Source organism: Hydrogenophaga defluvii, from assembly GCF_042665235.1.
Classification (GTDB): Bacteria; Pseudomonadota; Gammaproteobacteria; order Burkholderiales; family Burkholderiaceae_C; genus Hydrogenophaga; species Hydrogenophaga defluvii_A.
Genome location: NZ_JBHTBZ010000016.1, coordinates 126,645 through 150,584 on the forward strand (window position 1 = coordinate 126,645; position 23,940 = coordinate 150,584).

Consider the following 23,940-nt stretch of genomic DNA (forward strand, 5'->3'; position numbering starts at 1 on the left):
GGGCATTTTATGACCTTGAAAATCGAAAAGGATGCTTTCGATTTTCAAGGTGATCAAGCCCTGTGTTGAGTGCTTGAAGGCGCTCGGGCGTGCCCACGTCGGCCCAGGTGCCGGTGTACACGCTGGCGGTCACGTGGCCGGCGTCCATGGCGCGGCGCAGGATCGGTGCCAAAGCCAGCTTGACGCCTTGCGGGTTGCTTGGTGGGATGTCGCACCATGGGGCCTGGAAAAGCGCCCGGCGGTACAGGCCGATGGTGCTGTAGGTCAGGCGGGTGCCGTCGGGCCCGTCGCCATTGACGGCATGGCCATCGGCGGCCAGGCCAAAGTCACCTTTGGGGTTGTGTGCGGGGTTGGGCACCAGCCACAAGTGGGCGAGTGCATCGCTGGCGCGAAAGCGCAGCAGGGCTTCGGACTCAAACACAAAGTCGGGCGCAAACACATCGCCGGCCACCACCCAGAACACCTCGTCGAGTTGTGGCAGCGCACGCGCGATGCCGCCAGCCGTTTCCAGCGCACCGCCAAAGTCGCGCCCTTCGTGTGAATAGATCAAGCGTTCGCCGAACGCGGCCTCGATCTGCTCGCCCAACCAGGCGGTGTTGGTCATCACCGGTGTGAAGCCGGCTTGAGCCAACGCGTCCAGCGGGTATTGCATGAGCGCTTGGCCGCGCACGGACAACAGGGGTTTGGGGCAGGTGTCGGTCAGCGGACGCATGCGCTCGCCACGACCCGCAGCGAGTATGAGGGCTTGGGCGGGCGGAGGGATGTCTTCTTGCATGGCCAACAAGCTTACCGTCTGTGGTGCGCTGCTTGGGTGGCGCTTGGGCGCCAGCCGGTAAAATCTCGGGTTTGTCCCAGGCCGTGCGTCTGCGCACCGGTTGTTGGCCTGGACCCATTCCTCCCGAGGTTTTCATGACCGACACCGCCGTCGCCACCACCGTTTCGTCCCAAACCATGGCCAACGCCATCCGCGCATTGGCCATGGACGCCGTGCAGCAGGCCAATTCTGGCCACCCCGGCGCGCCCATGGGCATGGCCGACATGGCGGTGGCCTTGTGGGGCCGCCACCTGCAGCACAACCCGAGCAACCCCGCCTGGGCCAACCGCGACCGCTTCGTGCTGTCCAATGGCCACGGCTCCATGCTGATCTACGCGCTGCTGCACCTCACCGGCTACAAGCTGCCCATCGACGAGCTGAAGAACTTCCGCCAACTGCACAGCAAGACCGCCGGCCACCCCGAAGTGGGCATCACCCCCGGTGTGGAAACCACCACCGGCCCGCTGGGCCAGGGCATCACCAACGCGGTGGGCATGGCGCTGGCCGAGAAGCTGCTGGCGAGCGAATTCAACCGTGACGGCCACGCCATCGTGGACCACCACACCTATGTGTTTCTGGGCGACGGCTGCCTGATGGAAGGCATCAGCCACGAGGCCGTGGCCCTGGCCGGCGCCTGGAAGCTGAACAAGCTGGTGGCCCTGTACGACGACAACGGCATCTCCATCGACGGCCAGGTCGCGCCCTGGTTCATCGACAACACGCCGCAGCGTTTTGAGGCCTGTGGCTGGAACGTGATCCGCGACGTGGACGGCCACAACGCCGACGCTGTGGACGCGGCGATCGCTGCCGCCAAGCAGAGCGCTGACAAGCCCACGCTCATTTGCTGCAAGACCAGCATTGGCAAGGGCAGCCCCAACCGCGCCAACACCGCCAAGGCCCACGGCGAGCCACTGGGCGCCGAGGAAATCAAGCTCACCCGCGAAGCCCTGGGCTGGACCCACGAGCCCTTTGTCATTCCCAAGGATCTGTACGCTGCTTGGGACGCCAAGGCGCAGGGCAAAGCCGCTGAGGCCGCCTGGAACGACAAGTTCGCCGCCTACAAGGCCGCTTTCCCCGAATTGGCCAAAGAGTTCGTGCGCCGCATGAAGGGCGATCTGCCCAAGGCCTTCGCCCAAGTGGCGGTGGACGCCACCATCGGCGCCCACACCAAGGCCGAAACCGTGGCCAGCCGCAAGGCCAGCCAGATCGCGCTCGAAGCCTTCACCGCCGCGCTGCCTGAAATGCTGGGCGGCAGCGCCGACCTGACCGGCTCCAACCTCACCAACACCAAGGCCACGTCCAACCTGCGCTTTGACGCCACCGGTGCCGTGGTGAAGAACGAGGCCGGTGTGGGTGGCCGCCACATCAACTACGGCGTGCGCGAGTTTGGCATGGCAGCCATCATGAACGGCATCGCCCTGCACGGTGGTTTCATCCCCTACGCCGGCACCTTCCTGACCTTCAGCGACTACTCGCGCAACGCCATCCGCATGGCCGCGCTGATGAAGCAGCGCGTGATCCACGTCTTCACCCACGACTCCATCGGTCTGGGCGAAGACGGCCCCACCCACCAGTCCATCGAACATGCGGCCAGCCTGCGCCTGATCCCTGGCCTGGACGTTTGGCGCCCCGCCGACACCGCCGAGACCGCCGTGGCCTGGGCCGTGGCCCTGGAAAACCGCCACAAGCCCACCGCTCTGCTGCTGAGCCGCCAGAACCTGCCGTATGCGCCCAAACACGAGCTGGGCGACATCAGCCGTGGTGCCTACGTGCTGGCCGAGCCCGCCGAAGTGGGCCTGAAGAAAAAGGCGCAGGCCGTCATCATCGCCACCGGTTCCGAGGTGCAACTGGCCCTCAAGGCGCAGGAGCTGCTGGCCAAGGAACACAAGATCGCCGTGCGTGTGGTCTCTATGCCCAGCACCACCACCTTCGACCGCCAGACCACCGAGTACAAGACCTCGGTGCTGCCGGCCGGCCTGCCCCGCATCGCGGTGGAAATGGGCTCGACCGATGGTTGGTGGAAATACGGCGTGGCCGCTGTGGTCGGCATCGACACCTACGGCGAATCGGCCCCCGCGCCGGTGCTGTTCAAGCACTTCGGTTTCACGCCAGAGAACGTGACCGACACGGTGCGCAAGGTTTTGAGCAAGTAAGGTTTTCGTTTCAACATCAGGAGTTCTCTCATGACGATCAAAGTGGGTATCAACGGCTTCGGCCGCATCGGCCGCAACGTGTTGCGCAGCGCCATCCAGAATTTCTCGGACATCGAGATCGTGGCCATCAACGACCTGCTGGAGCCCGACTACCTGGCCTACATGCTGCAGTACGACAGCGTGCACGGCCGCTTCAAGGGCACCGTGAGCGTTGAAGGCAACACCCTGATCGTCAACGGCAAGAAGATCCGCCTGACCCAGGAGCGCGACCCCGCCAACCTCAAGTGGAACGAGGTTGGCGCTGACGTCGTCATCGAGTCCACCGGCCTGTTCCTGGACAAGGTCACCGCCCAGAAACACCTGGACGCCGGCGCCAAGAAGGTCATCCTGTCGGCCCCATCCAAGGACGACACCCCCATGTTCGTGTTCGGCGTGAACCACAACACCTACAAGGGCGAAGCCATCATCTCCAACGCTTCGTGCACCACCAACTGCCTGGCACCCGTGGCCAAGGTGCTGCACGACAAGTGGGGCATCAAGCGCGGGCTGATGACCACGGTGCACGCCGCCACCGCCACCCAAAAAACCGTGGACGGCCCCTCGAACAAAGACTGGCGCGGTGGCCGTGGCATCCTGGAAAACATCATCCCCAGCAGCACGGGTGCGGCCAAGGCCGTGGGCGTGGTGATTCCTTCGCTCAACAAGAAGCTGACCGGCATGTCCTTCCGCGTGCCCACTTCCGACGTGTCGGTGGTTGACCTGACCGTGGAGCTGGACAAGGCTGCTACCTACGACGAGATCAAGGCCGAAATGAAGGCCCAGTCCGAAGGCGCTTTGAAGGGCGTGCTGGGCTACACCGAAGACAAGGTGGTGGCCACCGATTTCCGTGGCGACACCCGCACCTCCATCTTCGACGCCGACGCCGGCATCGCGCTGGATGGCACCTTCGTGAAGGTCGTGAGCTGGTACGACAACGAGTGGGGCTACTCGAACAAGTGCCTGGAGATGGTGCGTGTGGTGAGCAAATAAACCGCTGCTGCGCAACACAAACAGGGGCCGTTGCGGTGGCCCCTGTCAAGAACAAGCCCCCATCTGTTGGGGGCTTTTTTATGGGCAGGCCGCCAAGGGTTTGCCGGCGGCCTGCTGCACCAGGGGCTCGACGCGCGCACGCTCGGCCTCGGTGAGCGCGGGCAGGCGCACGGACACGCTGCGCTGTTCTTCGCGCTCCTTGGTCACCTTGGCCGATCGCACGCCAGAGCGGCCCAGTTCCTGCAGCGCGGTCTGGGCCGCCGCTTCGGTGGAGTAGGTGCCCAAGGCCAGGCCCGGTTGCAGCGCGGGCGCGTTGACGTCCCGGAACTCCACCCGCAAGCTGCGCAGCTCGGTCTTCTTGCGGTTGAGCAGGTCGGCGCTGGGGAATTTGCCCACGTAGACGATCCAGCGCTCGGGCAACACGGACTCGTCCAGGGCCCATTGTTTGTCGTCCAGGCCGGCGCCGACCAAGGCCGTGGTGACGGCCGTGGCCTGGGCAGGGCTCAGGCCGGCCACGGCCTGGCAGGTGGTGGCTTCCGTCGCCGCCGCCGCGGGCGTTGTGGGCGCAGGGCTGGGGGCAGGTGTGGGCGCTGTGCCCTCCAGTCGCAGCTTGTCGGCACCCATTTGCTGCGCCAGCCGTTCGGGCTCGCGCTGCTCCACCGGGCCCCAGCCCAGCGTGCGCAGGTGGCCCTGACTCCAGGCGAAGTAGCCGGCGTTGGCCAGCAGCATCACCAGGGCAAACAGCCTCAGCACGGGCGCACGCTCACTTCGGCGCTGCTGACGTCGCGCATGCCCTCGGGCGTGAGCACACGCAGGCAGCCATCGGGCCCCACCCCGCAGGCCTCGCCGGTCAGGCCATCCGAGGTGCGCACGGGTTGGCCCAGCAAGGCGTCGCGTTGCGCAAAACGTTGGGCAAAGGCCTCAAAGCCCAGGGCCTCGAAGGCTTGCAGATCGCGTACCAGGGTCAGTAACACGCGCAGCAGCAGGGCACCGGCGTCCAGCCCAGGCAGGCATTCGCGCAGGCCGGCCGGCGGCATGGCGGGCATCTCGGCCGCAGGCATCTCGGGCAGCACTGGTGTGGCCAGGTTCAGGCCCACGCCCACCACGGCGCAGCGGCCAGTGCCCTGGGTGGCCCCCGGGTTCGCGGTCTCCACCAGGATGCCGCCCAGCTTGCGGCCGTGCCACCACAGGTCGTTGGGCCATTTCAGGCGCACCTCGGGGTGTAGGCTGTCGGCCAGGCTCACGCCCACGGCCAGCGACAGGCCACTCCAGTCGACCGGCGCCATGGGCAGGCCCAGCGAGAAGGTGAGCGAATCGCCCGGGGCGCTGACCCAGGCCTTGCCCTGCCGCCCGCGCCCGGCGGTTTGCGACAGCGCCACCAGCAGCGTCGGCGACAGCGTGCCGGCGCGGGCGCGGCGCATGAGTTCGGTGTTGGTGGAGTCGATCTCGGTCAGCACCTCGACCGAAAAAGCGGGCAGGCCGGGCGCCACCGCCTCCCACACGCGTTCGGCGTGGTGGTTGAGCGAAGCGCGCAGTGTGTCCATGACGCGACCTTCAAGCCTTGCGCTTGCGTTCTTTGGGCGCCAACAGCGTGCCCCGGCAGTTGGCGCTGCCACACCAGCAAGGAAACTGGGCCTTGAGCTTCTTGGTGTAGGGCTCGTCGATGGTGAGGCCGTAGTCGTAGAACAGCTCCGAGCCGGCGGGGATGTTGCGCAGCGCACGAATGAAGACGCGGCCGTTTTCCTCGTCGGCCACACAGTTGGGGTCGCAGCTGTGGTTGATCCAGCGCGAGGAGTTGCCGCCGTACTTGGCGTCGATCACCCGCCCACCGTCGATGTGGAAATAAAAGGTGTGGTGCGGGTCTTTCGGGTCGTGTGGGTGGCGTTCCAGCGCCTCGTCCCAGTCGATGATTTCGCCCGTGTACTCGATGAGTGTTTCGCCTTCGGCCAGATCGACCAAAGCGAACACACCTTTGCCATGCACGCCGGAGCGGCGCGCCTGGATGCGCTGACGGGGCGCGCGGGGCTGGGGAGCGGGCGATTTCGACACGTCAGAAATTTTTGGTAAGGTCAATTCATGCACGTGTGCGCACGTGTGTGAGCGCGTGTGCGCTCGCGTGCGCACGCGTAGGACAACGGATTGTAGAGATGAAAACCTTGGTGATTGCCGAGAAGCCGTCGGTGGCGCAGGACATCGTGCGCGCGCTCACGCCCACAGCAGGCAAGTTCGAGAAACACGAGGACCACTTCGAGAACGACCAGTACGTGGTCAGCTCCGCCGTGGGCCACCTGGTGGAGATCGCCGCACCGGAGGCGTACGACGTCAAACGGGGCAAGTGGAGTTTTGCCCACCTGCCGGTGATCCCGCCGCACTTCGACCTGAAGCCCATCGACAAGACCAAGTCGCGACTCACTGCCGTGGTCAGGTTGTGTAAACGCAAGGACGTGGGCGCCCTGGTGAACGCCTGCGACGCGGGGCGCGAGGGCGAGTTGATCTTTCGCCTGATCGAGCAGTACGCGGGTGGCGCCAAGCCACTGGGCAAGCCGGTGCAGCGCTTGTGGCTGCAGAGCATGACGCCGGCCGCCATCCGCGACGGGTTTGCCTCGCTGCGCAGCGACGCCCAGATGCGCCCGCTGGCCGACGCGGCCCGCAGCCGCTCCGAGGCCGACTGGCTGGTGGGCATCAACGGCACGCGCGCGCTGACCGCCTTCAACTCGCGCGACGGCGGCTTCTTCCTCACCACCGTGGGCCGGGTGCAGACACCCACGCTGGCGGTGGTGGTGGAGCGCGAAGAAAAAATCCGCGCCCACCGCGCGCGTGACTACTGGGAAATCCACGCCGCTTTCGCGGCCCAGGCCGGCGAGTACCCGGCCAAGTGGTTCGATGCCGACTGGAAAAAACCCACCGGGGATTTTGCCGACGCGGAAGCCAAGGCCGACCGCCTGTGGGACGAGCGCAGCGCGCTGGCCATCGTCGAGGCGGTGCGCGGTCAGCCCGCCACCGTCACCGAAGAAAGCAAGCCCACCACGCAAGCGAGCGGCCTGCTGTACGACCTGACCAGCCTGCAGCGCGAGGCCAACGGCCGCTTCGGTTTCTCGGCCAAAACCACGCTGCAGCTGGCGCAAAGCCTGTACGAGCGCCACAAGGCGCTGACCTACCCGCGTACCGACTCGCGCGCCCTGCCCGAGGACTACCTGGGCACCGTCAAGCAGACCTTCGAGATGCTGGCCGACAGCGGCATGCGCCACCTGGCCCCGCATGCGTTGACCGCGCTCAACAACGGTTACATCAAGCCCACCAAGCGGGTGTTCGACAACAGCAAGGTGAGCGACCACTTTGCCATCATCCCCACGCTGCAGGCGCCCAGCGGCCTGAGCGAGGCTGAGCAGAAGCTGTACGACTTGGTGGTGCGCCGCTTCATTTCGGTGTTCTTCCCCAGCGCCGAATTCCAGGTCACCACCCGCATAACGACCGTCCAGGCAGCCGCCGCCGCACACCGCTTTAAAACAGAAGGCAAAGTCCTCGTGAAGCCGGGTTGGATGGCCGTGTATGGCAAGGAAGCGGCCGACGAAGTGGAAGGCGCCAAAGACGGCGAGAAGGGTCAGAACCTCATCGCCGTGGCCGCTGGCGAGGTGGTGCGCAACACCGAGGTCGCCGCCAAGGGCCTCAAGACCAAGCCGCCTGCGCGCTACAACGAAGCCACGCTGCTGGGTGCCATGGAAGGCGCGGGCAAGCTGGTGGACGACGACGAGCTGCGCGAAGCCATGCAGGAAAAGGGCCTGGGCACACCTGCCACACGCGCGGCCATCATCGAAGGACTGCTGAACGAAAAGTACATGCTGCGCGATGGCCGCGACCTGGTGCCCACCGCCAAGGCCTTCCAGCTCATGACGCTCTTGCGTGGCCTGGGGGTGGAGGAACTCTCCAAGCCCGAGCTCACCGGCGAGTGGGAACACAAACTCGCCCAGATGGAGCAAGGCAAACTCAGCCGCGACGCCTTCATGCGCGAGATCGCGGCCATGACGGAGCACATCGTCAAGAAGGCCAAAGAGTACGACCGCGACACCGTGCCCGGCGACTACGCCACCCTGTCATCGCCCTGCCCCAACTGCGGCGGTGTGGTGAAGGAAAACTACCGCCGTTACGCCTGCACCGGTGCCGATGGGCAGTCCGACGGCTGCGGCTTCTCCTTCGGCAAATCGCCTGGCGGGCGCACCTTCGAGGTGGCCGAGGCCGACGCCTTCCTGCGCGACAAACAGATCGGCCCGCTGGAGGGTTTCCGCTCCAAGGCCGGCTGGCCCTTCACGGCCGAGATGAAGCTGGTCTTCAGCGAAGACGACAAGAACTGGAAGCTGGAGTTCGACTTCGGTGACGACAAAAACGCCGAAGAAACCGGCGAGCTGGTGGACTTCGGCGACCAGCCCTCGCTGGGCAAGTGCCCCAAGTGTGGGGCGCCGGTGCGCGAGCATGGCAGCAACTACGTCTGTGAAAAGGCCGTGCCCACGTCGGCCCAGCCCACACCCAGTTGCGACTTCAAGAGCGGCAAGATCATCCTGCAGCAGCCGGTGGACGCCGAGCAGATCACCAAGCTGCTGGAAACCGGCAAGACCGACCTGCTGGACAAGTTCGTCTCCAACCGCACCCGCCGCAACTTCAAGGCCTTCCTGAGCTGGAGTGCTGAGGAAGGCAAGGTTTTGTTCGAGTTCGAGCCGCGCGCCAGCAAATTCCCGCCGCGCAAGACGGCGGGCGCACCCGCCAAGGCGGCAGCAGCCAAGAAGGCCCCGGCCAAGAAGGCCGCCACCGCCAAAAAAGCCGCGCCGCGAAAAACCGCGAGCACCGGTGGTGCCACGCCCAGTGCCGAGCTGGCGGCGGTGATTGGTGCCGAGCCGGTGGCGCGCCCGCAGGTGGTCAAAAAGCTGTGGGACTACATCAAGGCCAACGGCTTGCAGGACGTGACCAACAAACGCGCCATCAACGCCGATGCCAAACTGCTCGCGGTGTTCGGCAAGCCGCAGATCACCATGTTCGAGCTGGCGGGCATCGTTGGCAAACACCTGACGTAATCAAGTCCACCCCCGTCGCTTGCCCGCTGCGCGTGGCCGCATCCCCCTCGAGGGGGCGACACCAGCCGTCCGGCAGAGCCGGCCCGGCGGTGTCCCTGGGCCGAGCTTCTGAGGGAGCGCGGCTGCTTATTCGGTTTCGCCCGGTCGGTGTGCGGTGAAGCGCAGCGACACGCGCAGGCCCTTCTGGGGGCGGTGCGGGAAGCTGTCTTCCATGCTCAGGGTGGCACCGTGTTGCTGGGCGATTTCGTGCACAATGGCCAGGCCCAGGCCCGAGCCCTCGACGTTGGTGCCCAGCGCGCGGTAGAAGGGCTGGACCACAAACTCGCGTTCGTTTTCCGGCACGCCTGGGCCGTTGTCTTCCACCTGCACCACCAGCACGCCGCTGAAGCGATCGATCAGCACCCGCGCGGTGACCACGCCCCCCGACGGCGTGTAGTTGAGCGCGTTGTCCACCAGGTTGCGCACCAGCTCCTGCAGGAGCGTGGGGTTGCCCTGGATGATGCATTCCTCGGGCACGTCTTCCGGGCCCTCATAGCCCAGGTCGATCTGTTTGTCCAGGGCGCGGGGCACCGAGTCCTGCACCACGGCGGTCACCAGCCGCGCCAGGTCCACGGGCGCGGTGGGCAGGGTGCGGCCGGTGGTCTCCGCGCGCGCCAGCGCCAGCAGTTGGTTGACGGTGTGGGTGGCGCGCACGCTGGCACTGGAGATTTGATGCAGGGAGCTGCGCACGCCGGCCGGGTCGGTTTCGCGCAAGGCCAGGTCGGCTTGCATGCGCAGGCCCGCCAGCGGCGTTTTGAGCTGGTGCGCCGCGTCGGCCAGAAAACGGCGCTGGGTCGTCAGCGAGGCTTTCAGGCGCGTCAGCAGGTCGTTGATGGACGCCACCAGCGGCGCCACCTCTTGTGGCACCACCGACACTTCGATGGGACTCAGGTCGTCCGGCTTGCGGGCGCGGATGCGGCGCTCCAACTCGTTGAGCGGGCGGATGCCACGCACCAGCGCCAACCACACCAGCAGCACCGCCAGCGGCAGGATGACGAACTGCGGCACCATCACGCCCTTGATGATTTCGGTGGCCAGGGTGGAGCGTTTGCCCAAGGTCTCGGCCACCTGCATCAGCACCAGCTCGCGTTTTTCACCGTGTTCCACCCAGGTGTAGGCCACACGCACCTCGTCGCCACGCACCACATCGCTGCGCAGGCGTATCTGGCCGGCGGTGGGCGGGGCCTCGTCGTTGGGCGCTGGGAAGTCGGGCTCGCCACTGACCAGGTCGCCTTTGGCGTTGCGCACCTGGTAGTACATGAGGTCGGTGTCGTCGGCGCGCAGCAGCTCGCGCGCCTGTCGGTTCAGGATGAACTGCACCCGCGTGCCGTCCGTCACCACAAACTGGCTCAGGGCCTGCAGGTTGAATTCGAGCGCGCGGTCAAACGGTTTGTTGGCAATGCCCTGGGCCACCAGCCAGGTGAGGGCCAGCGACAAGGGCCACAGCAGCAGCAGCGGCGTGAGCATCCAGTCGAGGATTTCGCCGAACAGGCTGCGTTGTTCGGGCTGGAACAGCCCGAAGGAGAAGCGACCGCTCTCGGTCGGCGCCGCGCTGCCGTCAGCTGGGGATTTTTTCAAGGCAGTAGCCCAGGCCACGCACGGTGGCGATGCGGATCGGCCCCTTCTCGATCTTCTTGCGCAGGCGGTGGATGTACACCTCGATGGCGTTGTTGCTCACCTCTTCGCCCCATTCGCACAGGCGCTCCACCAGCTGGTCCTTGCTGACCAGGCGCCCGGCGCGCTGCAGCAGCACCTCCAGCAGGCCCAGCTCGCGCGCCGACAGTTCGACCATCTTGCCGTCGATGGTGGCCACGCGGCCGGCCTGGTCGTACACCAGCGGCCCGTGTTTGATGGTGGAGCTGGCGCCACCCATGCCACGCCGACTCAGTGCCCGCACCCGGGCTTCCAGCTCCTGCAGCGCAAAAGGCTTGGCCATGTAGTCGTCGGCGCCGTAGTCCAGGCCTTTGACGCGCTCTTCCACGCTGTCGGCGGCGGTGAGGATGAGCACCGGCAAGGCGGAGCCGCGCGCGCGCAGGCGTTTGAGCACGTCCAGCCCGTGCATGCGCGGCAAGCCCAGGTCCAGGATGAGCAGGTCGAACTCGTGGTTGGTCATCAGCGCGGCGTCGGCCTCGCTGCCGCTGGCCACATGGTCCACGGCGGCGCCGGCCGCTCGCAGGGTGCGCAACAGGCCATCGGCAAGCACCTGGTCGTCTTCGGCTATCAGGATGCGCATGGGGGTCTCCTCGATGGGGATTTCATTCTAGGGTGTGTGACCTTGACCCAAGCTGACGCCGTATCAAGCCAGCGCATAAGCCTCCAGCCCGAGCGCCACCACGGTGGCCACATCCTGGCCCACTTGGGCGCGGAACTCGGCCTCGGCCTGAGCCACCGCCGCGCGAAAGGCGGCCAGCCACAGCAGCCCGGTGGCGGTGAAGACGATGCGACGCGCGCGCGCGTCCAGTGGGTCGGGTTCACGCTTCACCAGGTCCCAGGCCACACATTGGTCCACCAGGTCGCCCATGGCCTGTTTGCTCATGCCGGCACTGGCCGCCAGGTCGGTCAGGCGCGAGCCGCCCAGGGCCAGGTGCCGCGTGATGTGGATGTGGGCGGCGCCCACCTGGCCACGCGCCGCCAGGTTCGACAGCGCCAATGGCACCTCGGCGTCGTGGGTCATGAGCGCCAGCACGCGCTCGTCAAAACGGCGCATGGCGTGGCCCAGCAGACGGCCCAGGTGGGCCTGGCGCCAGCGGTCGTCCAACACGGTGGTGGGTGGGTTTTCGGACATGGCAAATGGTAATGCAAACTGACTAAAAAACGTGGTTATAAAAATGTATTAACAGATAAACTTCGCTTCAACGCAGCGCCAAACCGGCTCTGAATGCAGGTAAAAAGTTCACATTGCTCTACATTAAAGAAGGAAAAGTCATGGATGCACCCACCAAAGCCCTGAACACCGAAAAAGCCAAGGCCTTGCAGGCGGCCTTGGCCCAGATCGAAAAGCAGTTTGGCAAGGGCACCATCATGCGGCTGGGCGAAGGCGAGGTGATCGAGGACATCCAGGTCGTCTCCACCGGCTCGCTGGGTCTGGACATCGCCTTGGGCGTGGGGGGGCTGCCGCGCGGCCGGGTGGTCGAAATTTATGGCCCGGAATCCTCGGGCAAGACCACGCTGACCCTGCAGGTGATCGCCGAGATGCAGAAACTGGCCGGCACCTGCGCCTTTGTGGATGCGGAACACGCGCTGGACGTGCAGTACGCCCAGAAGCTGGGCGTGAACCTGCAAGACCTGCTGATCAGCCAGCCCGACACCGGCGAGCAGGCGCTCGAAATTGTGGACAGCCTGGTGCGCTCCGGCGCGGTGGACCTGATCGTGGTGGACTCCGTGGCCGCGCTCACGCCCAAGGCCGAAATCGAGGGCGACATGGGCGACAGCCTGCCCGGCCTGCAGGCCCGCCTGATGAGCCAGGCACTGCGCAAGCTGACCGCCACCATCAAAAAGACCAACTGCATGGTCATCTTCATCAACCAGATCCGCATGAAGATTGGCGTGATGTTCGGCAGCCCCGAAACCACCACCGGCGGCAATGCGCTCAAGTTCTACGCCTCGGTGCGTCTGGACATCCGCCGCACCGGCACCATCAAGAAGGGCGACGACGCCATCGGCAACGAAACCAAGGTCAAGGTGGTGAAGAACAAGGTCTCGCCACCGTTCAAGACGGCCGAGTTCGACATCCTGTTCGGTGAGGGCATCAGCCGCGAAGGCGAGATCATCGACATGGGCGTGACCAACAAGATCATCGACAAATCCGGTGCCTGGTACGCCTACCAGGGCGAGAAGATTGGCCAGGGCCGCGACAACGCGCGCGAATTTCTGTGCGAAAACCCCGCCCTGCGCCACGAGATCGAGAACAAGGTGCGCGAAGCCGTGGGCGTGCCCCTGCTGCCGGCGTTCGATCCGGCCAGTGTGCCGGTGGTGGCAGCCGAGGACGCTGAATAAGCATGGGTGAGCGCTTGGGCTTCGGGGCGCCTTCCCTCAAGGGGCGCGCCCTGCGCCTGCTGGCCAGCCGGGAACATTCGCGGGCCGAACTGGAACGCAAGCTGCAGGCCCACGAAACCGCGCCCGGCGAGCTGGCCCAGGCGCTGGATGAGTTGCAGGCCAAGGGCTTCATCAACGAGGCCCGTGTGGTGCAAAGCGTGGTGCACCGCCGTGCCGAACGCCTGGGCACCCAGCGCGTGCGCGCCGAGTTGAACGCCAAGGGCCTGCCGACCGAGCTGGTGGCGGAGGCGGTGGATGAGTTGCGTGCCACCGAAGAGGCCCGTGCGCGCGAGGTCTGGCGGCGCAAGTTTGGCCAACCCGCCGCCGACGCGCACGAACGCGCCCGGCAGATGCGTTTCCTGGCCGCGCGGGGCTTTTCTGCCGATGCCATTCGGCGGGTGGTCACCGGCGCCGGGGACGACGACTGAAGCCGCGCCGCGCCAAATCCGACCAAAAGCAAGGGTTAACCCTTTGCCACAGCCCAAGGCTCGCTCCTATAATTTGTGCAGCGTTTCAATAAAGAAACTATGTTTTATAGATGAACCACCCGACGGTCGGGCTTCATCACACACAAGGATGGCAGCCATGAGCGTGGAAGGTATCGACGAAGTCAGCTTTGGGGCCTTGGACCTGGCGGCCTGCCAGCGTTTCTTTGGCGACTGGGGCCTCACCCAGGTCAGCGCGTCGGCGCAGAAGCTGGTGTACGAATCGCTCAACGGCTGCCGCGTGATCGCGGCCGCGTCCGACACGCCCGGTCTGCCGCCAGGCATCGAGCCGGACCCGACTTTGCGCGAGGTGGTTTGGGGCGTGCAGACGCAAGCCGATCTGGACGCCATCCGCGAAAAATTCAAATCGCAACCCGGCTTCGTGGACAGCGGCGACCGCGTGGGCTGCACCGATCCCAACGGCCTGGCCGTGCGGGTTCAGGTCAGCCGCAAACGCCCGGTGGCACTGACCGCCGCCAAAACCAACACCTGGACCGACCGCGTGCGCGTCAACCAGCCGGCTCCGGCCTACGACCGCGCCACGCCCGTCGAGGTGGGCCACGTGGTCTTTTTCGTCAAGGACCTGGCGGCCATGACGGCTTTCTACGAGCAGTGCCTGGGTTTTGTCGTCTCCGACCGTTACCCCAACCGGGGCCATTTCATGCGCTGCGCGCCCAACGGTGGCCACCACGACCTGTTCCTGCTGGAAACACCGGACAAACGCGTGGGCTTGAACCACGTCGCCTTCACCGTGCGCGACCTGCACGAGGTCATTGGTGGTGGGCTGAACATGTCGCGCCAGGGCTGGCACACCGAACTGGGCCCGGGCCGCCACCCCATTTCGTCGGCCATGTTCTGGTACTACGAAAGCCCGGCCGGCGCGCTGTGGGAGTACTACACCGACGAGGACGAGCTGACCGCCGACTGGCAGCCGCGCGAATTCACACCCGGCCCCACCGTGTTCGCCGAATGGGCCATCAAGGGGGGCATCGACGGCAACACCCGCCGCCAGAAAAACGCCGAAGCGCCCAGCGGCAAGTTCATGACCGACAAACCCAAGGCCTGAAGGAGGCATCCATGCTGAACCGCACCCTTTACAACGAGACCCACCAGAACCGCACGGCGGCGCCCACCGCTTACGAAGGCCTGTTGGGCGACAGCATCGAGCGCGCTTTTGCCGCCGGCATCCACGACCTCGAAGGCCTGGTGGCCTTCCTGAACGAAGGGGGCCCCGCTGGCCCCAACGGCCAGCCCTGGACGACCGCCAGCTACCAGCAGGAAATGGCCCGCCTGGGCGCCTGAAGCACAAGGAGCACGACATGAACACGCAAACCATCAACGTGATGCTGGACCCGGTTGACCAGGCGCTGGAAGTGGGCCTCAAGGACCTGTGGTACCCCGTCTGCCCGTCGAACTTCCTCAAGGAAAGCCCGATCTCGTTGCGCCGCCTGGGCTACAAGATCGCGCTGTGGCGTGACAACACCGGCAAGGTGCACGCGCTCGAAGACCGCTGCCCGCACCGCGGCGCGCCGCTGTCGCTGGGCGTGATCCTGGGTGACCGCATTGCTTGCCCATACCACGGTGTCGAGGTGTGCACCGATGGTGTGGCCGTGCGCGTGCCGGGCAGTCCGGGCTGCAAGCTCGAAGGCAGCCAGGCCACTCGCCGCTTCCACGCGGTGGAAGCCGCTGGCGCCATCTTCTTGTTCAACGCCACCGATCCCTTCCTGCCCGAAGCGCCGCCGCTGCGCCTGCCCGAGCAGCTGACCTCGCCCGAGTGGTCCAACTTCCTGTGCTACGTGGAGTGGGCGGGCGACTACCGCTACGTCATCGACAACGTGATGGACCCCATGCACGGCGTGTACCTGCACAAGCAGTCGCACACCATGGCCGAAGGCGAAAACACGGCCGAGTTCCAGATCCGCGACGTGCCCAACGGCTTCATCTTCGAGAAAAAAGGCCAGCGCGACGTCAACTTCGACTGGACCGAGTGGACCGACACCGGCATCCACACCATGCGCCTGGAAATTCCTTACCCCAAGACGGGTGGCCCCGGCGGCAACTTCACCATCATTGGCGCGTTCTCGCCCGCCGAGAAAAACGTGACGGCGGTGTTCTTCTGGCGTTGCCGCAAGGTGCAGGGCTGGCAGCGCGACACCTGGCGTTTCCTCTACAAGAACCGCCTGGAAAAACGCCACTGGGACGTGCTGGAGCAAGACCGCATTGCCATGGAAAACATGGAGCCCGACGCCAACCAGCACGAGCACCTGTACGCACACGACATGGGCATCGTGCGCCTGCGCCGCCACATGAAGAAACTGGCGCAGGCACAATTGGAACGTCAAGCCGCCTCCGCCTGAAAGTGTTCCCATGAGCCAAACCCTGCAAGCCTTTGTCCACACCCTGCGTTTTGAAGCCGACGACATCCTCGGCATCGAGTTGCGACCGGTCGACGGCGGCGCCTTTCCTGCCTTCACGGCGGGCGCCCACATCGATCTGCACCTGCCCAACGGTTTGGTGCGCAGCTACTCGCTGCTGAATGCGCCGGGCGAAACCCACCGCTACGTGGTGGCGGTGCTCAAGGACAAGGCCAGCCGGGGTGGCTCGCGTTGTGTGCACGACCAACTGCGTGTGGGCCTGAAGCTCACCATCGACGCACCGCGCAACAACTTCCCGCTGCACGAAGACGCCGGCCACACCGTGCTGGTGGCCGGTGGCATCGGTGTCACGCCCATCCTGTGCATGGGCCGCCGCCTGCAGCAGCTGGGCAAGTCCTTCGAGGTGTTGTACTTTGCGCGCTCGCGCCAGAGTGCGGCTCTGACCGCCGAGATCGAAGCCCTGGGCGTGCCGGTGCACTGGCACTTCGACGTCGAAAAAGGCGGGCCGCCGGACCTGAAGGCCCTGCTGGGCTCGCGCGGTGCGGTGGCCAACACCCATTTCTACGCCTGCGGTCCTTCAGTGATGCTCGACAACTTTGTCGCCACCTGCGAGGCGCTGGGTCACACCAACGCCCACATCGAGCGTTTTGCCGCCGTGGAAGTGGCGGCCTCGGCCGATGCCAAACAAAGCTACACGGTGGAGCTCAAGCGCTCGGGCAAGGTCATCGAGATCACGCCCGCGAAGTCCTTGCTGCACACCTTGCTGGACCACAAGATCGACGTGGACCACAGTTGCGAGGAAGGCATTTGTGGCGCCTGCGAAACCCGCGTGCTGGAAGGTGAACCCGACCACCGAGACTCCGTGCTCAGCGCCTCCGAGCACGCCAGCAACAAGATGATGATGGTCTGCGTTTCGGGCTGCAAATCGGCCCGTCTGGTGCTCGACCTCTGAGCCCCGTGTGCGGCCGCGCCGCACACCTCATTCCTCGTCTTTCCCCGCTGCCTCGCCGCACTGCGCGCGCAGGCGGCGCAGCACCTCATACAGCGTGCGGCGTTCGTGGGGTGACAGCGTCAGGATCATGGCAGCCTGACTGCGTTGCGCCTCCGGCATGATGCGCTCGTACAGCGCCTGGCCCGCTGGCGTCATGGCCACCACCATGCCTTTGCGCCCGGCCGGTGGTGTCACCACATCCACCAAGCCTCGCTTGGCCATCAGCTGCAGCGTGCGGCTGACCTGCGCCTTGTCGGCCGCCGATTCCGCCACCAGCTCCGGGAAAGGCAGCGTTCCGGCCGCCGCGAGCACCGACAGCAGGCGCCACTCCGAGACCGACAAATCAAATCGTTCCGCATAGGGCAGCGTGATGCTGCGCCGCAAGCCGTTGCTGGTGTGGCTGAACAGCGTGGTCAGGAAGTTGTGCACGTCCAGGCCCGTGCCTTCTGGCGAAAGATCGTCCCAGGGGCAAGGCGGAGCGGCCTGGGGCTCGGGTGGTCGTGCGGGAGAACGTGGTCGGCTCATGGCCCGATCTTACGCCGCACATCGTAGATCAATCAACAAATGTTGACGAAACAACAAAATACGCCTACGATGGCGACGCGTCGAAAGCGTGTCCCACGTTTGTGCGCACACCGTGCCACGCCGGCCTGCCGTCGGCTGGACCTCCCCCATGTGCCTCGCCTCTCAGGAGTGAAAGATGAAACTGGATCGTCGTCAGTGTTTGGCCGTTGTCATGGCCGTCGGCGCCGTGGTCGCCGGTGCCGCGAATGCGCAGAGCTACCCCGAAAAACCCATCAGCGTGGTGGTGGGTTACCCGCCGGGCGGCGACACCGACGCCATGGCGCGCCTGTTTGCCGACAAGCTCTCGCAGCGCCTCAAGCAGCCGGTCATCGTGGAGAACAAGCCCGGGGCCGGTGGCACGGTGGGCAACAGTTTTGTGGGCAAAGCCAAGGCCGACGGCTACACCCTGTTGTTCACGCCCAACCCCTTCACCACCGCGCCTTTTGTGATGAAGCTGTCGGCGGGCAACCAGTACGACGTGCTCCATGGCTTCGAGCCGGTGATCAAGATGGCGACACAGCCGCTGGTGTTGGTGGCTCACCCCAGCGCTGGCGTGAAAACCGTGCCGGACATGGTCGCCGCCGTGAAGGCCGGTAAGCCGTTCAGCTACGCCAGCCCGGGGGCGGGCTCGCCCATGCACGTCGTCGCCGAATGGCTCAACCGCAGCGCGGGCGTGAAGATCGCGCACGTGCCGTACCGGGGTGTGGGTCCGTCGGTCAATGACGTGGTTGGCGGCCATGTGGCCACGGCTTGGGTCACGCTCGGTCCCATCACCCAGTACGTGGCCACTGGCAAGCTGGTCCCTCTGGCCATTGCCGATGCCAAGCGTTCGCCGTTGGCACCCAACATCCCCACGCTGGCCGAACAGGGCCACAAGGACGTGGTGGTGGGCGCGTGGAACGGCTTCTTTGCGCCCAAGGGCACGCCGGCGGACGTGATCAAGTTGCTCAACACCCACCTCAACGAGATCGTGAAGATGCCCGACGTGGTGGAGAAGATGGCCACATTCGGCGCCCTGCCCGCCGGTGGCGCTCCCGACGTGCTCGGCAAGACCAATGCCACCGAGCACGAGCAGATGGGCAAGCTCATCAAGGAACTGGGCGTCACCGCCGAATGACCATGAGCGCCTCGACCCTGGGCACGGAGGTGCCCCAACTCTCCGCCCGTGCCAAGGTGTCGGGCCGCGCGGTGTACGCGGGCGACGTCAAGCTGCCGGGCATGTTGCACGGCAAGGTGCTGCGCAGCCCCTACCCGCACGCGCGCATCGTCTCCATCGACACCTCGGCGGCGCGCGCGCTGCCGGGCGTGAAGGCCGTATTGACCGGCGACGACGCGCCCGACACCTTGTGGGGCGTGCACAAAAAGGAACGCGCTGTGCTGGCCAAAGGCGTGGTGCGCTTTGCGGGCGAGGAGGTCGCCGCTGTGGCCGCCACGTCCGACGAGATTGCACGCGACGCGCTGGATCTCATCCAGATCGAGTACGAAGAGCTGCCCGCCATCTTCACGCCCGACGAGGCGCTGGACGAGGAAGCGCCGGGCGTGCACCCGGGCCGCAACAACATCGCGCACGAAATCCGTTTCGAACGCGGCAGTGTGGAAGCAGGCTTTGCCGAGGCCGACCTGATCCATGAGGCGACCTATTCCACCCACGCGCAGTACCCCGGCTACCTGGAGCCCATGGCCACCGTGGCCGCGTTGGATGGCGACGGCCGCTTGCAGGTCTGGACCTCAACGCAGTCGGTGTTCCTCGCGCGCGGCCGCATCGCCACCGTGTTGGGCCTGCCGGTCTCGCGCGTGCGGGTGATGCAGGCCATGACGGGTGGCGGCTTCGGCGGCAAGATCGTCGAAGACGACAACCAGCTGGTGTGTGGCCTGCTCGCGCTCAAGACGGGCAAGCCCGTGAGGCTGGTGAACAACCGGCTGGAAGACTTTCTCGCCACGCCCAGCAGCGTGCCGGAGCGCATCACCCTCAAGCTGGGCATGAAACGTGATGGCCGCATCGTGGCCAAAGACGTGCGCATCGTGGCCGAGTGCGGCGCCTACGCGGGCCTGTCGCCCGAGGTGATGCACGTGAGCGCCATGCGCAGCGACAACATGCACCGCCTGCAGCACGTGCGCTCGCACGCTACCCTGGTCTACACCCACACGCCGCCTCACGGCGCGTTCCGGGGTTTTGGTGGCACGCAGATGCTGTTTGCTCTCAACAGCCACATCGACACCATGGCACGCGAGCTGGGGCTGGACCCGGTGGCCGTGCACAAGCTCAACGCGATGCAGGCTGGCGACACCTCGGTGCACGGCTGGAAGATCGGCAGCACGGGGCTGCGCGAATGCCTGGACCAGTGCACCAAAGCCATGGACTGGCACACACGGCGTGCCCGCAGTGCCGCCGGCCAGACCGGCGTCAAACGCCGTGGCGTCGGCGTGGCCGCCGCCATGCACGTGAGCGGCAACCGCACCATGGGCAACTGGGACGGCTCGACCGTGGTGCTGCGTCTCAACGAAGACGGCCGCGCGGTGGTGCTCAGCGGTGAATGCGACATGGGCCAGGGAGCGGCCACCATGCTGGCACAGGTGGTGGCGCACGAACTGAACATCCCGCTGGCCCACGTGCACGTGGCGCCACCGGACACCGACACCTCGCCGTTCGCCATCGGCACACTGGCGTCGCGCGTCACCATGTCAGGCGGCAACGCCGCCCTGGTGGCCGGACGCAAAGCCAAGGCGCAGCTGTTCGACGTGGCCGCCGGCCTGCTCGGCTGTGAAGCCGAGCAACTCGAAATCGCCGACTGCCAGGTGCGCGTGATTGGCGAACCCACACGCGCCAAGCCGCTGGGCGACGTGGTGCGTCAGCACATCTGGCGTCATGGCGGCGAAGGCCTGCAAGTCAGCGGCAGCTGGGACCCACAAACCCAGATGTTCGATCCCGCCACGCTGATGGGCAACATTGCCGCCGCCTACTCGTTTGCCGCGCAGGTGGTGGAAGTGGAGGTGGACACGGAAACCGGCCAGGTGAGTGTGGTGGACAGCTTTGTCTCCGACGACTGCGGCAAGGCCTTCAACCCGCTGGCCATCCACGGCCAGAGCAACGGTGCCACGGCCCAGGCTTTCGGCTGGGCGTTGTACGAACAGCTGCAGGTGGAAGGCGGGCGCATCGCCAACGGCAACTTTGCCGACTACAACATGCCCACCGCCGACGCCATTCCGCTGCTGCGCGGCGGGCTGGTGGAATCCAACGACCCCAATGGCCCGCTGGGCGCCAAGGGCGCAAGCGAAACCGCCATCCTGCCGGGCGCACCTGCCATCGCCAACGCGGTGTTTGACGCCGTGGGCGTGCGCATCACCGATCTGCCCATCACACCCGAGAAGGTGCTGGCCGCGTTGCGCGCCCAACGTCCGGAGAGCCAGCATGCTTGATTTTGATTTCCTCGAACCCACCAGCGTGGCCGAGGCCAGCCAAATGGTGGCCGACCTGGGCGAAGACTGCCGCGTCATCGCTGGCGGCACAGCGCTGATGCTGGCGATGCGCCAGCGCATGCTCACACCCAGCCACCTGGTATCGGTGGGCCACCTGCAGCCGCTGCGTGGCATCAGCGCCGATGGCAGCGGTTGGCTGCGCATTGGTGCCTTGTGCACCCACGCCGAGGTGGCCGCTTCGTCGTTGATCCGCGCGCAGTGGCCCATGCTGGCCAGCATGGCCTCGCGCGTGGCCAACCCACAGGTGCGCCACCAGGGCACCCTCGGTGGCAACCTCTGCTATGCCGACCCCGCCACCGATCCGCCCGGCTGCCTGCTGGCGCTCGATGCGCAGGTGGTGCTGAGCAGCGCTCGTGGCGACCGTGTGTTGCCCATGGCCGACTTCCTGGTGGACTACTACACCACCGCACTGGAGCCGGACGAGCTGCTGACCGAGATCCGCGTGCCTCCGCTCGCGCCCGATGCCACCGGCCTTTACACCCGCCACCTGCGCACCGCCGCCGAACACCGGCCGCTGGCCAGTGTGGCGCTGCTCGCACGGCGGCAAGGCAGCGTGTGCACGGAGGTGCGCATTGCGGTTGGCGCATCTACCCCCGTCCCCACCCGTGTGGCGAGTGCCGAAGCCTGCCTGGTCGGCCAGACCATCACCGCCGACCTGATCGCCGAAGCCGCTGCCATCGTGGCCGCCGACATCACGCCGGTGGACGACGCGCGCGGCAGCGCCGACTACCGCCGCCACATCATGGGTGTGGTTGCACGTCGCAGCCTCGCCCAACTGTTTGGCCTGACCCAGGAGCAGCCATGAGCCAACACACGATATCCCTCACCGTCAACGGCGAGGCCGTGCAAGCCACCGTGCCCGCCCGCCGCCTGCTGAGCGATTTCCTGCGCGACGACCTGGCCCTGCCCGGCACCAAGCGCGGTTGCGAAACCGGCATTTGCGGTGCCTGCTCGGTGCTGGTGGACGGCAAGGTGGTGAAGTCCTGCCTGAGTCTGGCGGTGCAGGCCAAGGGCAAGGCCATCACCACCATCGAAGGCCTGTCGCAGGGCGACAGCTTGCACCCGATACAGGAAAGTTTCATGCGCTGCGGCGGCCTGCAGTGCGGCTACTGCACGCCGGGCATGGTGATGGCCACCTGCTCGATGTTGAAAGACAACCCCCGGCCCACGGTGGACGAGGTACGCCACGGCCTCAACGGCAACCTGTGCCGCTGCACCGGTTACGCGCAGATCGTCGAGTCCGTTCTCGACGCTTCGGAGAAGATGCATGGAAATTGAAAAGACCCTGTCCCTGGACGCGCCACCCGCGCGCGTGTGGGCCCTGCTGCTCGACCCCAACGCCATGGGCGCCTGTGTGCCCGGCATGGAATCCATCGAGGTCATCAGCGACAGCGAGTACGTGGCCGTGATGAAGGTGAAGATCTCCTTCATCAGCGCGCGCTTCAAGCTCAAGACCCGCATCGTCGAACGCGACGAGCCACGCTACCTGCGCGCCGAAGGCACCGGTGAGGACACCTCGGTGGCCAGCTCGCTCAAGCAGGTCAGCGAGATGTGGCTGGCCGAGCGCGACGGTGGCGGCACCGAGCTGCGCATGAAGGTCAAGGTCGATGTGCTGGGGCGCATGGGCACTTTCGGCCTGGGCGTGATGAAAACCAAGGCCGATCGGCTGTGGGACGAGTTCGGCGTGAATGCCGCCGCGCGTCTGGCAACGGGCGAGGGGTCTGTGGTGTCCGCGCGCACTGCATTCGACAAGGCGCCGGTCGTGGCACCAGCGGTTGCAACGGCTTCGGCCCCCGTGCCCGCCACCGCTCCTGCTGCTGTGTCTGTTGTGGCACAGGTCGCACCGCTGGCCGTGCCCGCAGGGGCCAGGCAGGTGCCCGCGCCCGGCTTCTGGGCCCGCCTGTTCGGTGCCCGTCAAGACATCCGCGTGGAAGTGCAGCGTGGCGACACCCGCATCGTGGTGAGCTGGCCGGTGCAGGCGGCGCCCGAATGCGCGGCGTGGCTGCGCAGCCTGGTTTAAGGCAAGCGTTCCACCGTCCGGGGCGCCGAAGCCAGCGAACGGGATCGGGCGCGAGGAAAGGTGTGCGGTCTGTTGTTGCAGATGTTGTGGTCACAGCGTAGGCTGAAATGCTGCAACTGACCAATCAGTGTTTTTGATTCAGGCCATCAGTGCACGCGCGGGACGGGTAATCCCTAGGGTGAAAAGCACACCGGTAAACCGGCTGTTTTGGGTGTGAAAAAGCGGTTTGATGCAGATCAACTTGCCAGCACTTCGGCTCAAAAGTGTGTGCTTTGGCGCTTGTTGTCTGGAGTTGCTGGCGATGTAATGGCAGCACGTTTCACAAAAGAGTTGTTGTTTCTTTTGTGGAACGAGTAAACCGCCACACCAGGAGTTGTTGATGAGCACCGCCACCTACCAGCCGCCCGCCGGCATGAACCTCTCGCAATGGATGACAAGCCGCGTGGCCACCCGCGCCACCCGGCGCTACGACTGGGACGCCCTGAAGTTCCAGGCCGACCTCGACCCGAAATACCGCCGCGCCCAGATGCGCTATGTGGGCACCGGCGCCACCGGTGTGGCCAGCGACGAGAACACCGTGCCGGCCGAGCACTTCACCTTCTCCACCATGATCCTGCCGGCCGGCGCCGAAGGCCCGCTGCACATCCACACCGACGTGGAAGAGGTGTTCTTCGTGCTGCGCGGCCGCGTCAAGCTGATCGCCGAGCTCAATGGCGAAACCTGGGAAATGGAGGCCGGTGAACGCGACCTCATCTCCTGGCCGGTGGGCGTGTACCGGGGTGTCATCAACATCGGCGACGAAGAAGCGCTGATGTGTGTGATCGTGGGCAACGCCAAACCGGTCACCCCCACCTACCCGCCCAGCCACCCGCTGGCCCAGATCAAACGCTGATGG

At 65.9% G+C, this 23,940-nt stretch carries 23 protein-coding genes; 15 read left to right on the forward strand and 8 right to left on the reverse strand.

Annotated elements, in window-relative coordinates:
* Window positions 1-7: 7 nt before the first annotated feature.
* Window positions 8-775 carry a nucleotidyltransferase family protein gene (locus ACFQU0_RS07805; RefSeq protein ID WP_382199608.1) on the reverse strand — a complete coding sequence of 256 codons (768 nt, stop codon included), beginning with the start codon at window positions 773-775 and terminating at the stop codon, window positions 8-10.
* A gap of 134 nt (window positions 776-909) precedes the next feature.
* On the opposite strand from ACFQU0_RS07805, the gene tkt reads away from it, so the two are divergent.
* Together tkt and gap are read left to right on the forward strand one after the other, a co-directional pair.
* The gene (gene tkt / locus ACFQU0_RS07810) at window positions 910-2,967 is read left to right on the forward strand and encodes a transketolase (RefSeq protein ID WP_382199609.1); all 2,058 of its coding nucleotides are present in this window, start codon (window positions 910-912) and stop codon (window positions 2,965-2,967) included.
* Window positions 2,968-2,997: 30 nt separating this feature from the next.
* Complete coding sequence (gene gap, locus ACFQU0_RS07815) at window positions 2,998-3,996, forward strand: type I glyceraldehyde-3-phosphate dehydrogenase (RefSeq protein WP_382199610.1); 999 nt, start codon at window positions 2,998-3,000, stop codon at window positions 3,994-3,996.
* Between the two features lie 78 nt (window positions 3,997-4,074).
* Here gap and ACFQU0_RS07820 read toward each other — a convergent pair whose 3' ends face one another.
* Genes ACFQU0_RS07820 through ACFQU0_RS07830 form a run of 3 tightly spaced genes read right to left on the reverse strand, consistent with a single transcriptional unit; the run spans window position 4,075 to window position 6,045 of the window.
* A complete protein-coding gene (locus ACFQU0_RS07820; RefSeq protein ID WP_382199611.1) occupies window positions 4,075-4,749 on the reverse strand; it encodes an SPOR domain-containing protein in 675 nt (224 codons plus the stop codon).
* The gene (locus ACFQU0_RS07825) at window positions 4,743-5,540 is read right to left on the reverse strand and encodes a biotin--[acetyl-CoA-carboxylase] ligase (protein WP_382199612.1); all 798 of its coding nucleotides are present in this window, start codon (window positions 5,538-5,540) and stop codon (window positions 4,743-4,745) included. The genes ACFQU0_RS07820 and ACFQU0_RS07825 overlap by 7 nt, the downstream gene beginning before the upstream one ends.
* Window positions 5,541-5,550: 10 nt before the next feature.
* Window positions 5,551-6,045, reverse strand: coding sequence for an SET domain-containing protein (locus tag ACFQU0_RS07830; protein WP_382199613.1), 495 nt, complete (start codon window positions 6,043-6,045; stop codon window positions 5,551-5,553).
* 98 nt (window positions 6,046-6,143) lie between these two features.
* On the opposite strand from ACFQU0_RS07830, the gene ACFQU0_RS07835 reads away from it, so the two are divergent.
* The gene (locus tag ACFQU0_RS07835; RefSeq protein ID WP_382199614.1) at window positions 6,144-9,059 is read left to right on the forward strand and encodes a DNA topoisomerase III; all 2,916 of its coding nucleotides are present in this window, start codon (window positions 6,144-6,146) and stop codon (window positions 9,057-9,059) included.
* Between the two features lie 126 nt (window positions 9,060-9,185).
* On the opposite strand, the gene ACFQU0_RS07840 is transcribed toward ACFQU0_RS07835, so the two are convergent.
* From ACFQU0_RS07840 to ACFQU0_RS07850, 3 genes are all read right to left on the reverse strand, one after another.
* Window positions 9,186-10,565, reverse strand: a complete 1,380-nt coding sequence (locus tag ACFQU0_RS07840) for a sensor histidine kinase (protein WP_382199664.1) — start codon at window positions 10,563-10,565, stop codon at window positions 9,186-9,188.
* Window positions 10,566-10,656: 91 nt separating this feature from the next.
* The gene (locus ACFQU0_RS07845; RefSeq protein ID WP_382199615.1) at window positions 10,657-11,331 is read right to left on the reverse strand and encodes a response regulator; all 675 of its coding nucleotides are present in this window, start codon (window positions 11,329-11,331) and stop codon (window positions 10,657-10,659) included.
* 63 nt (window positions 11,332-11,394) lie between these two features.
* Window positions 11,395-11,883, reverse strand: a complete 489-nt coding sequence (locus ACFQU0_RS07850) for a MarR family transcriptional regulator (protein ID WP_382199616.1) — start codon at window positions 11,881-11,883, stop codon at window positions 11,395-11,397.
* Window positions 11,884-12,023: 140 nt separating this feature from the next.
* Between ACFQU0_RS07850 and recA the strand changes: the two genes are divergently transcribed.
* The 6 genes from recA to ACFQU0_RS07880 all read left to right on the forward strand — a co-directional run bounded on the left by recA (window position 12,024) and on the right by ACFQU0_RS07880 (window position 16,945).
* Window positions 12,024-13,094 carry a recombinase RecA gene (gene recA / locus ACFQU0_RS07855; protein WP_382199617.1) on the forward strand — a complete coding sequence of 357 codons (1,071 nt, stop codon included), beginning with the start codon at window positions 12,024-12,026 and terminating at the stop codon, window positions 13,092-13,094.
* A gap of 2 nt (window positions 13,095-13,096) precedes the next feature.
* On the forward strand, window positions 13,097-13,561 hold the full coding sequence (recX, locus tag ACFQU0_RS07860) for a recombination regulator RecX (RefSeq protein ID WP_382199618.1): 465 nt from the start codon (window positions 13,097-13,099) through the stop codon (window positions 13,559-13,561).
* 157 nt (window positions 13,562-13,718) lie between these two features.
* Window positions 13,719-14,684 carry a VOC family protein gene (locus ACFQU0_RS07865; protein WP_382199619.1) on the forward strand — a complete coding sequence of 322 codons (966 nt, stop codon included), beginning with the start codon at window positions 13,719-13,721 and terminating at the stop codon, window positions 14,682-14,684.
* A gap of 11 nt (window positions 14,685-14,695) precedes the next feature.
* Window positions 14,696-14,920: a recombinase-like helix-turn-helix domain-containing protein gene (locus ACFQU0_RS07870; RefSeq protein WP_382199620.1), complete on the forward strand. Its 225-nt coding sequence runs from the start codon at window positions 14,696-14,698 to the stop codon at window positions 14,918-14,920.
* A 17-nt stretch (window positions 14,921-14,937) separates the two neighbouring features.
* The gene (locus tag ACFQU0_RS07875) at window positions 14,938-15,975 is read left to right on the forward strand and encodes a Rieske 2Fe-2S domain-containing protein (RefSeq protein ID WP_382199621.1); all 1,038 of its coding nucleotides are present in this window, start codon (window positions 14,938-14,940) and stop codon (window positions 15,973-15,975) included.
* Between the two features lie 10 nt (window positions 15,976-15,985).
* Entirely contained in the window at window positions 15,986-16,945 is a 960-nt protein-coding gene (locus tag ACFQU0_RS07880) for a PDR/VanB family oxidoreductase (protein WP_382199622.1), read from the forward strand.
* A 27-nt stretch (window positions 16,946-16,972) separates the two neighbouring features.
* Here ACFQU0_RS07880 and ACFQU0_RS07885 read toward each other — a convergent pair whose 3' ends face one another.
* Window positions 16,973-17,509, reverse strand: coding sequence for a MarR family winged helix-turn-helix transcriptional regulator (locus ACFQU0_RS07885; RefSeq protein ID WP_382199623.1), 537 nt, complete (start codon window positions 17,507-17,509; stop codon window positions 16,973-16,975).
* Between the two features lie 175 nt (window positions 17,510-17,684).
* On the opposite strand from ACFQU0_RS07885, the gene ACFQU0_RS07890 reads away from it, so the two are divergent.
* The 6 genes from ACFQU0_RS07890 to ACFQU0_RS07915 all read left to right on the forward strand — a co-directional run bounded on the left by ACFQU0_RS07890 (window position 17,685) and on the right by ACFQU0_RS07915 (window position 23,937).
* Window positions 17,685-18,665: a Bug family tripartite tricarboxylate transporter substrate binding protein gene (locus tag ACFQU0_RS07890; RefSeq protein WP_382199624.1), complete on the forward strand. Its 981-nt coding sequence runs from the start codon at window positions 17,685-17,687 to the stop codon at window positions 18,663-18,665.
* Window positions 18,662-20,965: a xanthine dehydrogenase family protein molybdopterin-binding subunit gene (locus ACFQU0_RS07895; protein WP_382199625.1), complete on the forward strand. Its 2,304-nt coding sequence runs from the start codon at window positions 18,662-18,664 to the stop codon at window positions 20,963-20,965. The genes ACFQU0_RS07890 and ACFQU0_RS07895 overlap by 4 nt, the downstream gene beginning before the upstream one ends.
* Window positions 20,958-21,830, forward strand: a complete 873-nt coding sequence (locus ACFQU0_RS07900) for an FAD binding domain-containing protein (protein WP_382199626.1) — start codon at window positions 20,958-20,960, stop codon at window positions 21,828-21,830. The genes ACFQU0_RS07895 and ACFQU0_RS07900 overlap by 8 nt, the downstream gene beginning before the upstream one ends.
* The gene (locus tag ACFQU0_RS07905; RefSeq protein WP_382199627.1) at window positions 21,827-22,303 is read left to right on the forward strand and encodes a (2Fe-2S)-binding protein; all 477 of its coding nucleotides are present in this window, start codon (window positions 21,827-21,829) and stop codon (window positions 22,301-22,303) included. The genes ACFQU0_RS07900 and ACFQU0_RS07905 overlap by 4 nt, the downstream gene beginning before the upstream one ends.
* On the forward strand, window positions 22,293-23,045 hold the full coding sequence (locus ACFQU0_RS07910; RefSeq protein WP_382199628.1) for a CoxG family protein: 753 nt from the start codon (window positions 22,293-22,295) through the stop codon (window positions 23,043-23,045). The genes ACFQU0_RS07905 and ACFQU0_RS07910 overlap by 11 nt, the downstream gene beginning before the upstream one ends.
* Window positions 23,046-23,424: 379 nt before the next feature.
* Window positions 23,425-23,937: a cupin domain-containing protein gene (locus ACFQU0_RS07915; RefSeq protein WP_382199629.1), complete on the forward strand. Its 513-nt coding sequence runs from the start codon at window positions 23,425-23,427 to the stop codon at window positions 23,935-23,937.
* Window positions 23,938-23,940 lie beyond the last annotated feature (3 nt).

Bases quoted from the DNA above. Each gene is read 5' to 3' on its own strand.
- ACFQU0_RS07870 (WP_382199620.1), top strand. From the start codon at position 14,696: ATGCTGAACCGCACCCTTTACAACGAGACCCACCAGAACCGCACGGCG.
- ACFQU0_RS07835 (WP_382199614.1), top strand. From the start codon at position 6,144: ATGAAAACCTTGGTGATTGCCGAGAAGCCGTCGGTGGCGCAGGACATC.
- ACFQU0_RS07900 (WP_382199626.1), top strand. From the start codon at position 20,958: ATGCTTGATTTTGATTTCCTCGAACCCACCAGCGTGGCCGAGGCCAGC.
- ACFQU0_RS07865 (WP_382199619.1), top strand. From the start codon at position 13,719: ATGAGCGTGGAAGGTATCGACGAAGTCAGCTTTGGGGCCTTGGACCTG.
- gap (WP_382199610.1), top strand. From the start codon at position 2,998: ATGACGATCAAAGTGGGTATCAACGGCTTCGGCCGCATCGGCCGCAAC.
- ACFQU0_RS07905 (WP_382199627.1), top strand. From the start codon at position 21,827: ATGAGCCAACACACGATATCCCTCACCGTCAACGGCGAGGCCGTGCAA.
- ACFQU0_RS07805 (WP_382199608.1), bottom strand. From the start codon at position 775: ATGCAAGAAGACATCCCTCCGCCCGCCCAAGCCCTCATACTCGCTGCG.
- ACFQU0_RS07890 (WP_382199624.1), top strand. From the start codon at position 17,685: ATGAAACTGGATCGTCGTCAGTGTTTGGCCGTTGTCATGGCCGTCGGC.
- recA (WP_382199617.1), top strand. From the start codon at position 12,024: ATGGATGCACCCACCAAAGCCCTGAACACCGAAAAAGCCAAGGCCTTG.
- ACFQU0_RS07850 (WP_382199616.1), bottom strand. From the start codon at position 11,883: ATGTCCGAAAACCCACCCACCACCGTGTTGGACGACCGCTGGCGCCAG.
- ACFQU0_RS07825 (WP_382199612.1), bottom strand. From the start codon at position 5,540: ATGGACACACTGCGCGCTTCGCTCAACCACCACGCCGAACGCGTGTGG.
- ACFQU0_RS07915 (WP_382199629.1), top strand. From the start codon at position 23,425: ATGAGCACCGCCACCTACCAGCCGCCCGCCGGCATGAACCTCTCGCAA.
- ACFQU0_RS07845 (WP_382199615.1), bottom strand. From the start codon at position 11,331: ATGCGCATCCTGATAGCCGAAGACGACCAGGTGCTTGCCGATGGCCTG.
- ACFQU0_RS07875 (WP_382199621.1), top strand. From the start codon at position 14,938: ATGAACACGCAAACCATCAACGTGATGCTGGACCCGGTTGACCAGGCG.
- recX (WP_382199618.1), top strand. From the start codon at position 13,097: ATGGGTGAGCGCTTGGGCTTCGGGGCGCCTTCCCTCAAGGGGCGCGCC.
- tkt (WP_382199609.1), top strand. From the start codon at position 910: ATGACCGACACCGCCGTCGCCACCACCGTTTCGTCCCAAACCATGGCC.
- ACFQU0_RS07880 (WP_382199622.1), top strand. From the start codon at position 15,986: ATGAGCCAAACCCTGCAAGCCTTTGTCCACACCCTGCGTTTTGAAGCC.
- ACFQU0_RS07840 (WP_382199664.1), bottom strand. From the start codon at position 10,565: ATGCTCACGCCGCTGCTGCTGCTGTGGCCCTTGTCGCTGGCCCTCACC.
- ACFQU0_RS07885 (WP_382199623.1), bottom strand. From the start codon at position 17,509: ATGAGCCGACCACGTTCTCCCGCACGACCACCCGAGCCCCAGGCCGCT.
- ACFQU0_RS07895 (WP_382199625.1), top strand. From the start codon at position 18,662: ATGACCATGAGCGCCTCGACCCTGGGCACGGAGGTGCCCCAACTCTCC.
- ACFQU0_RS07910 (WP_382199628.1), top strand. From the start codon at position 22,293: ATGGAAATTGAAAAGACCCTGTCCCTGGACGCGCCACCCGCGCGCGTG.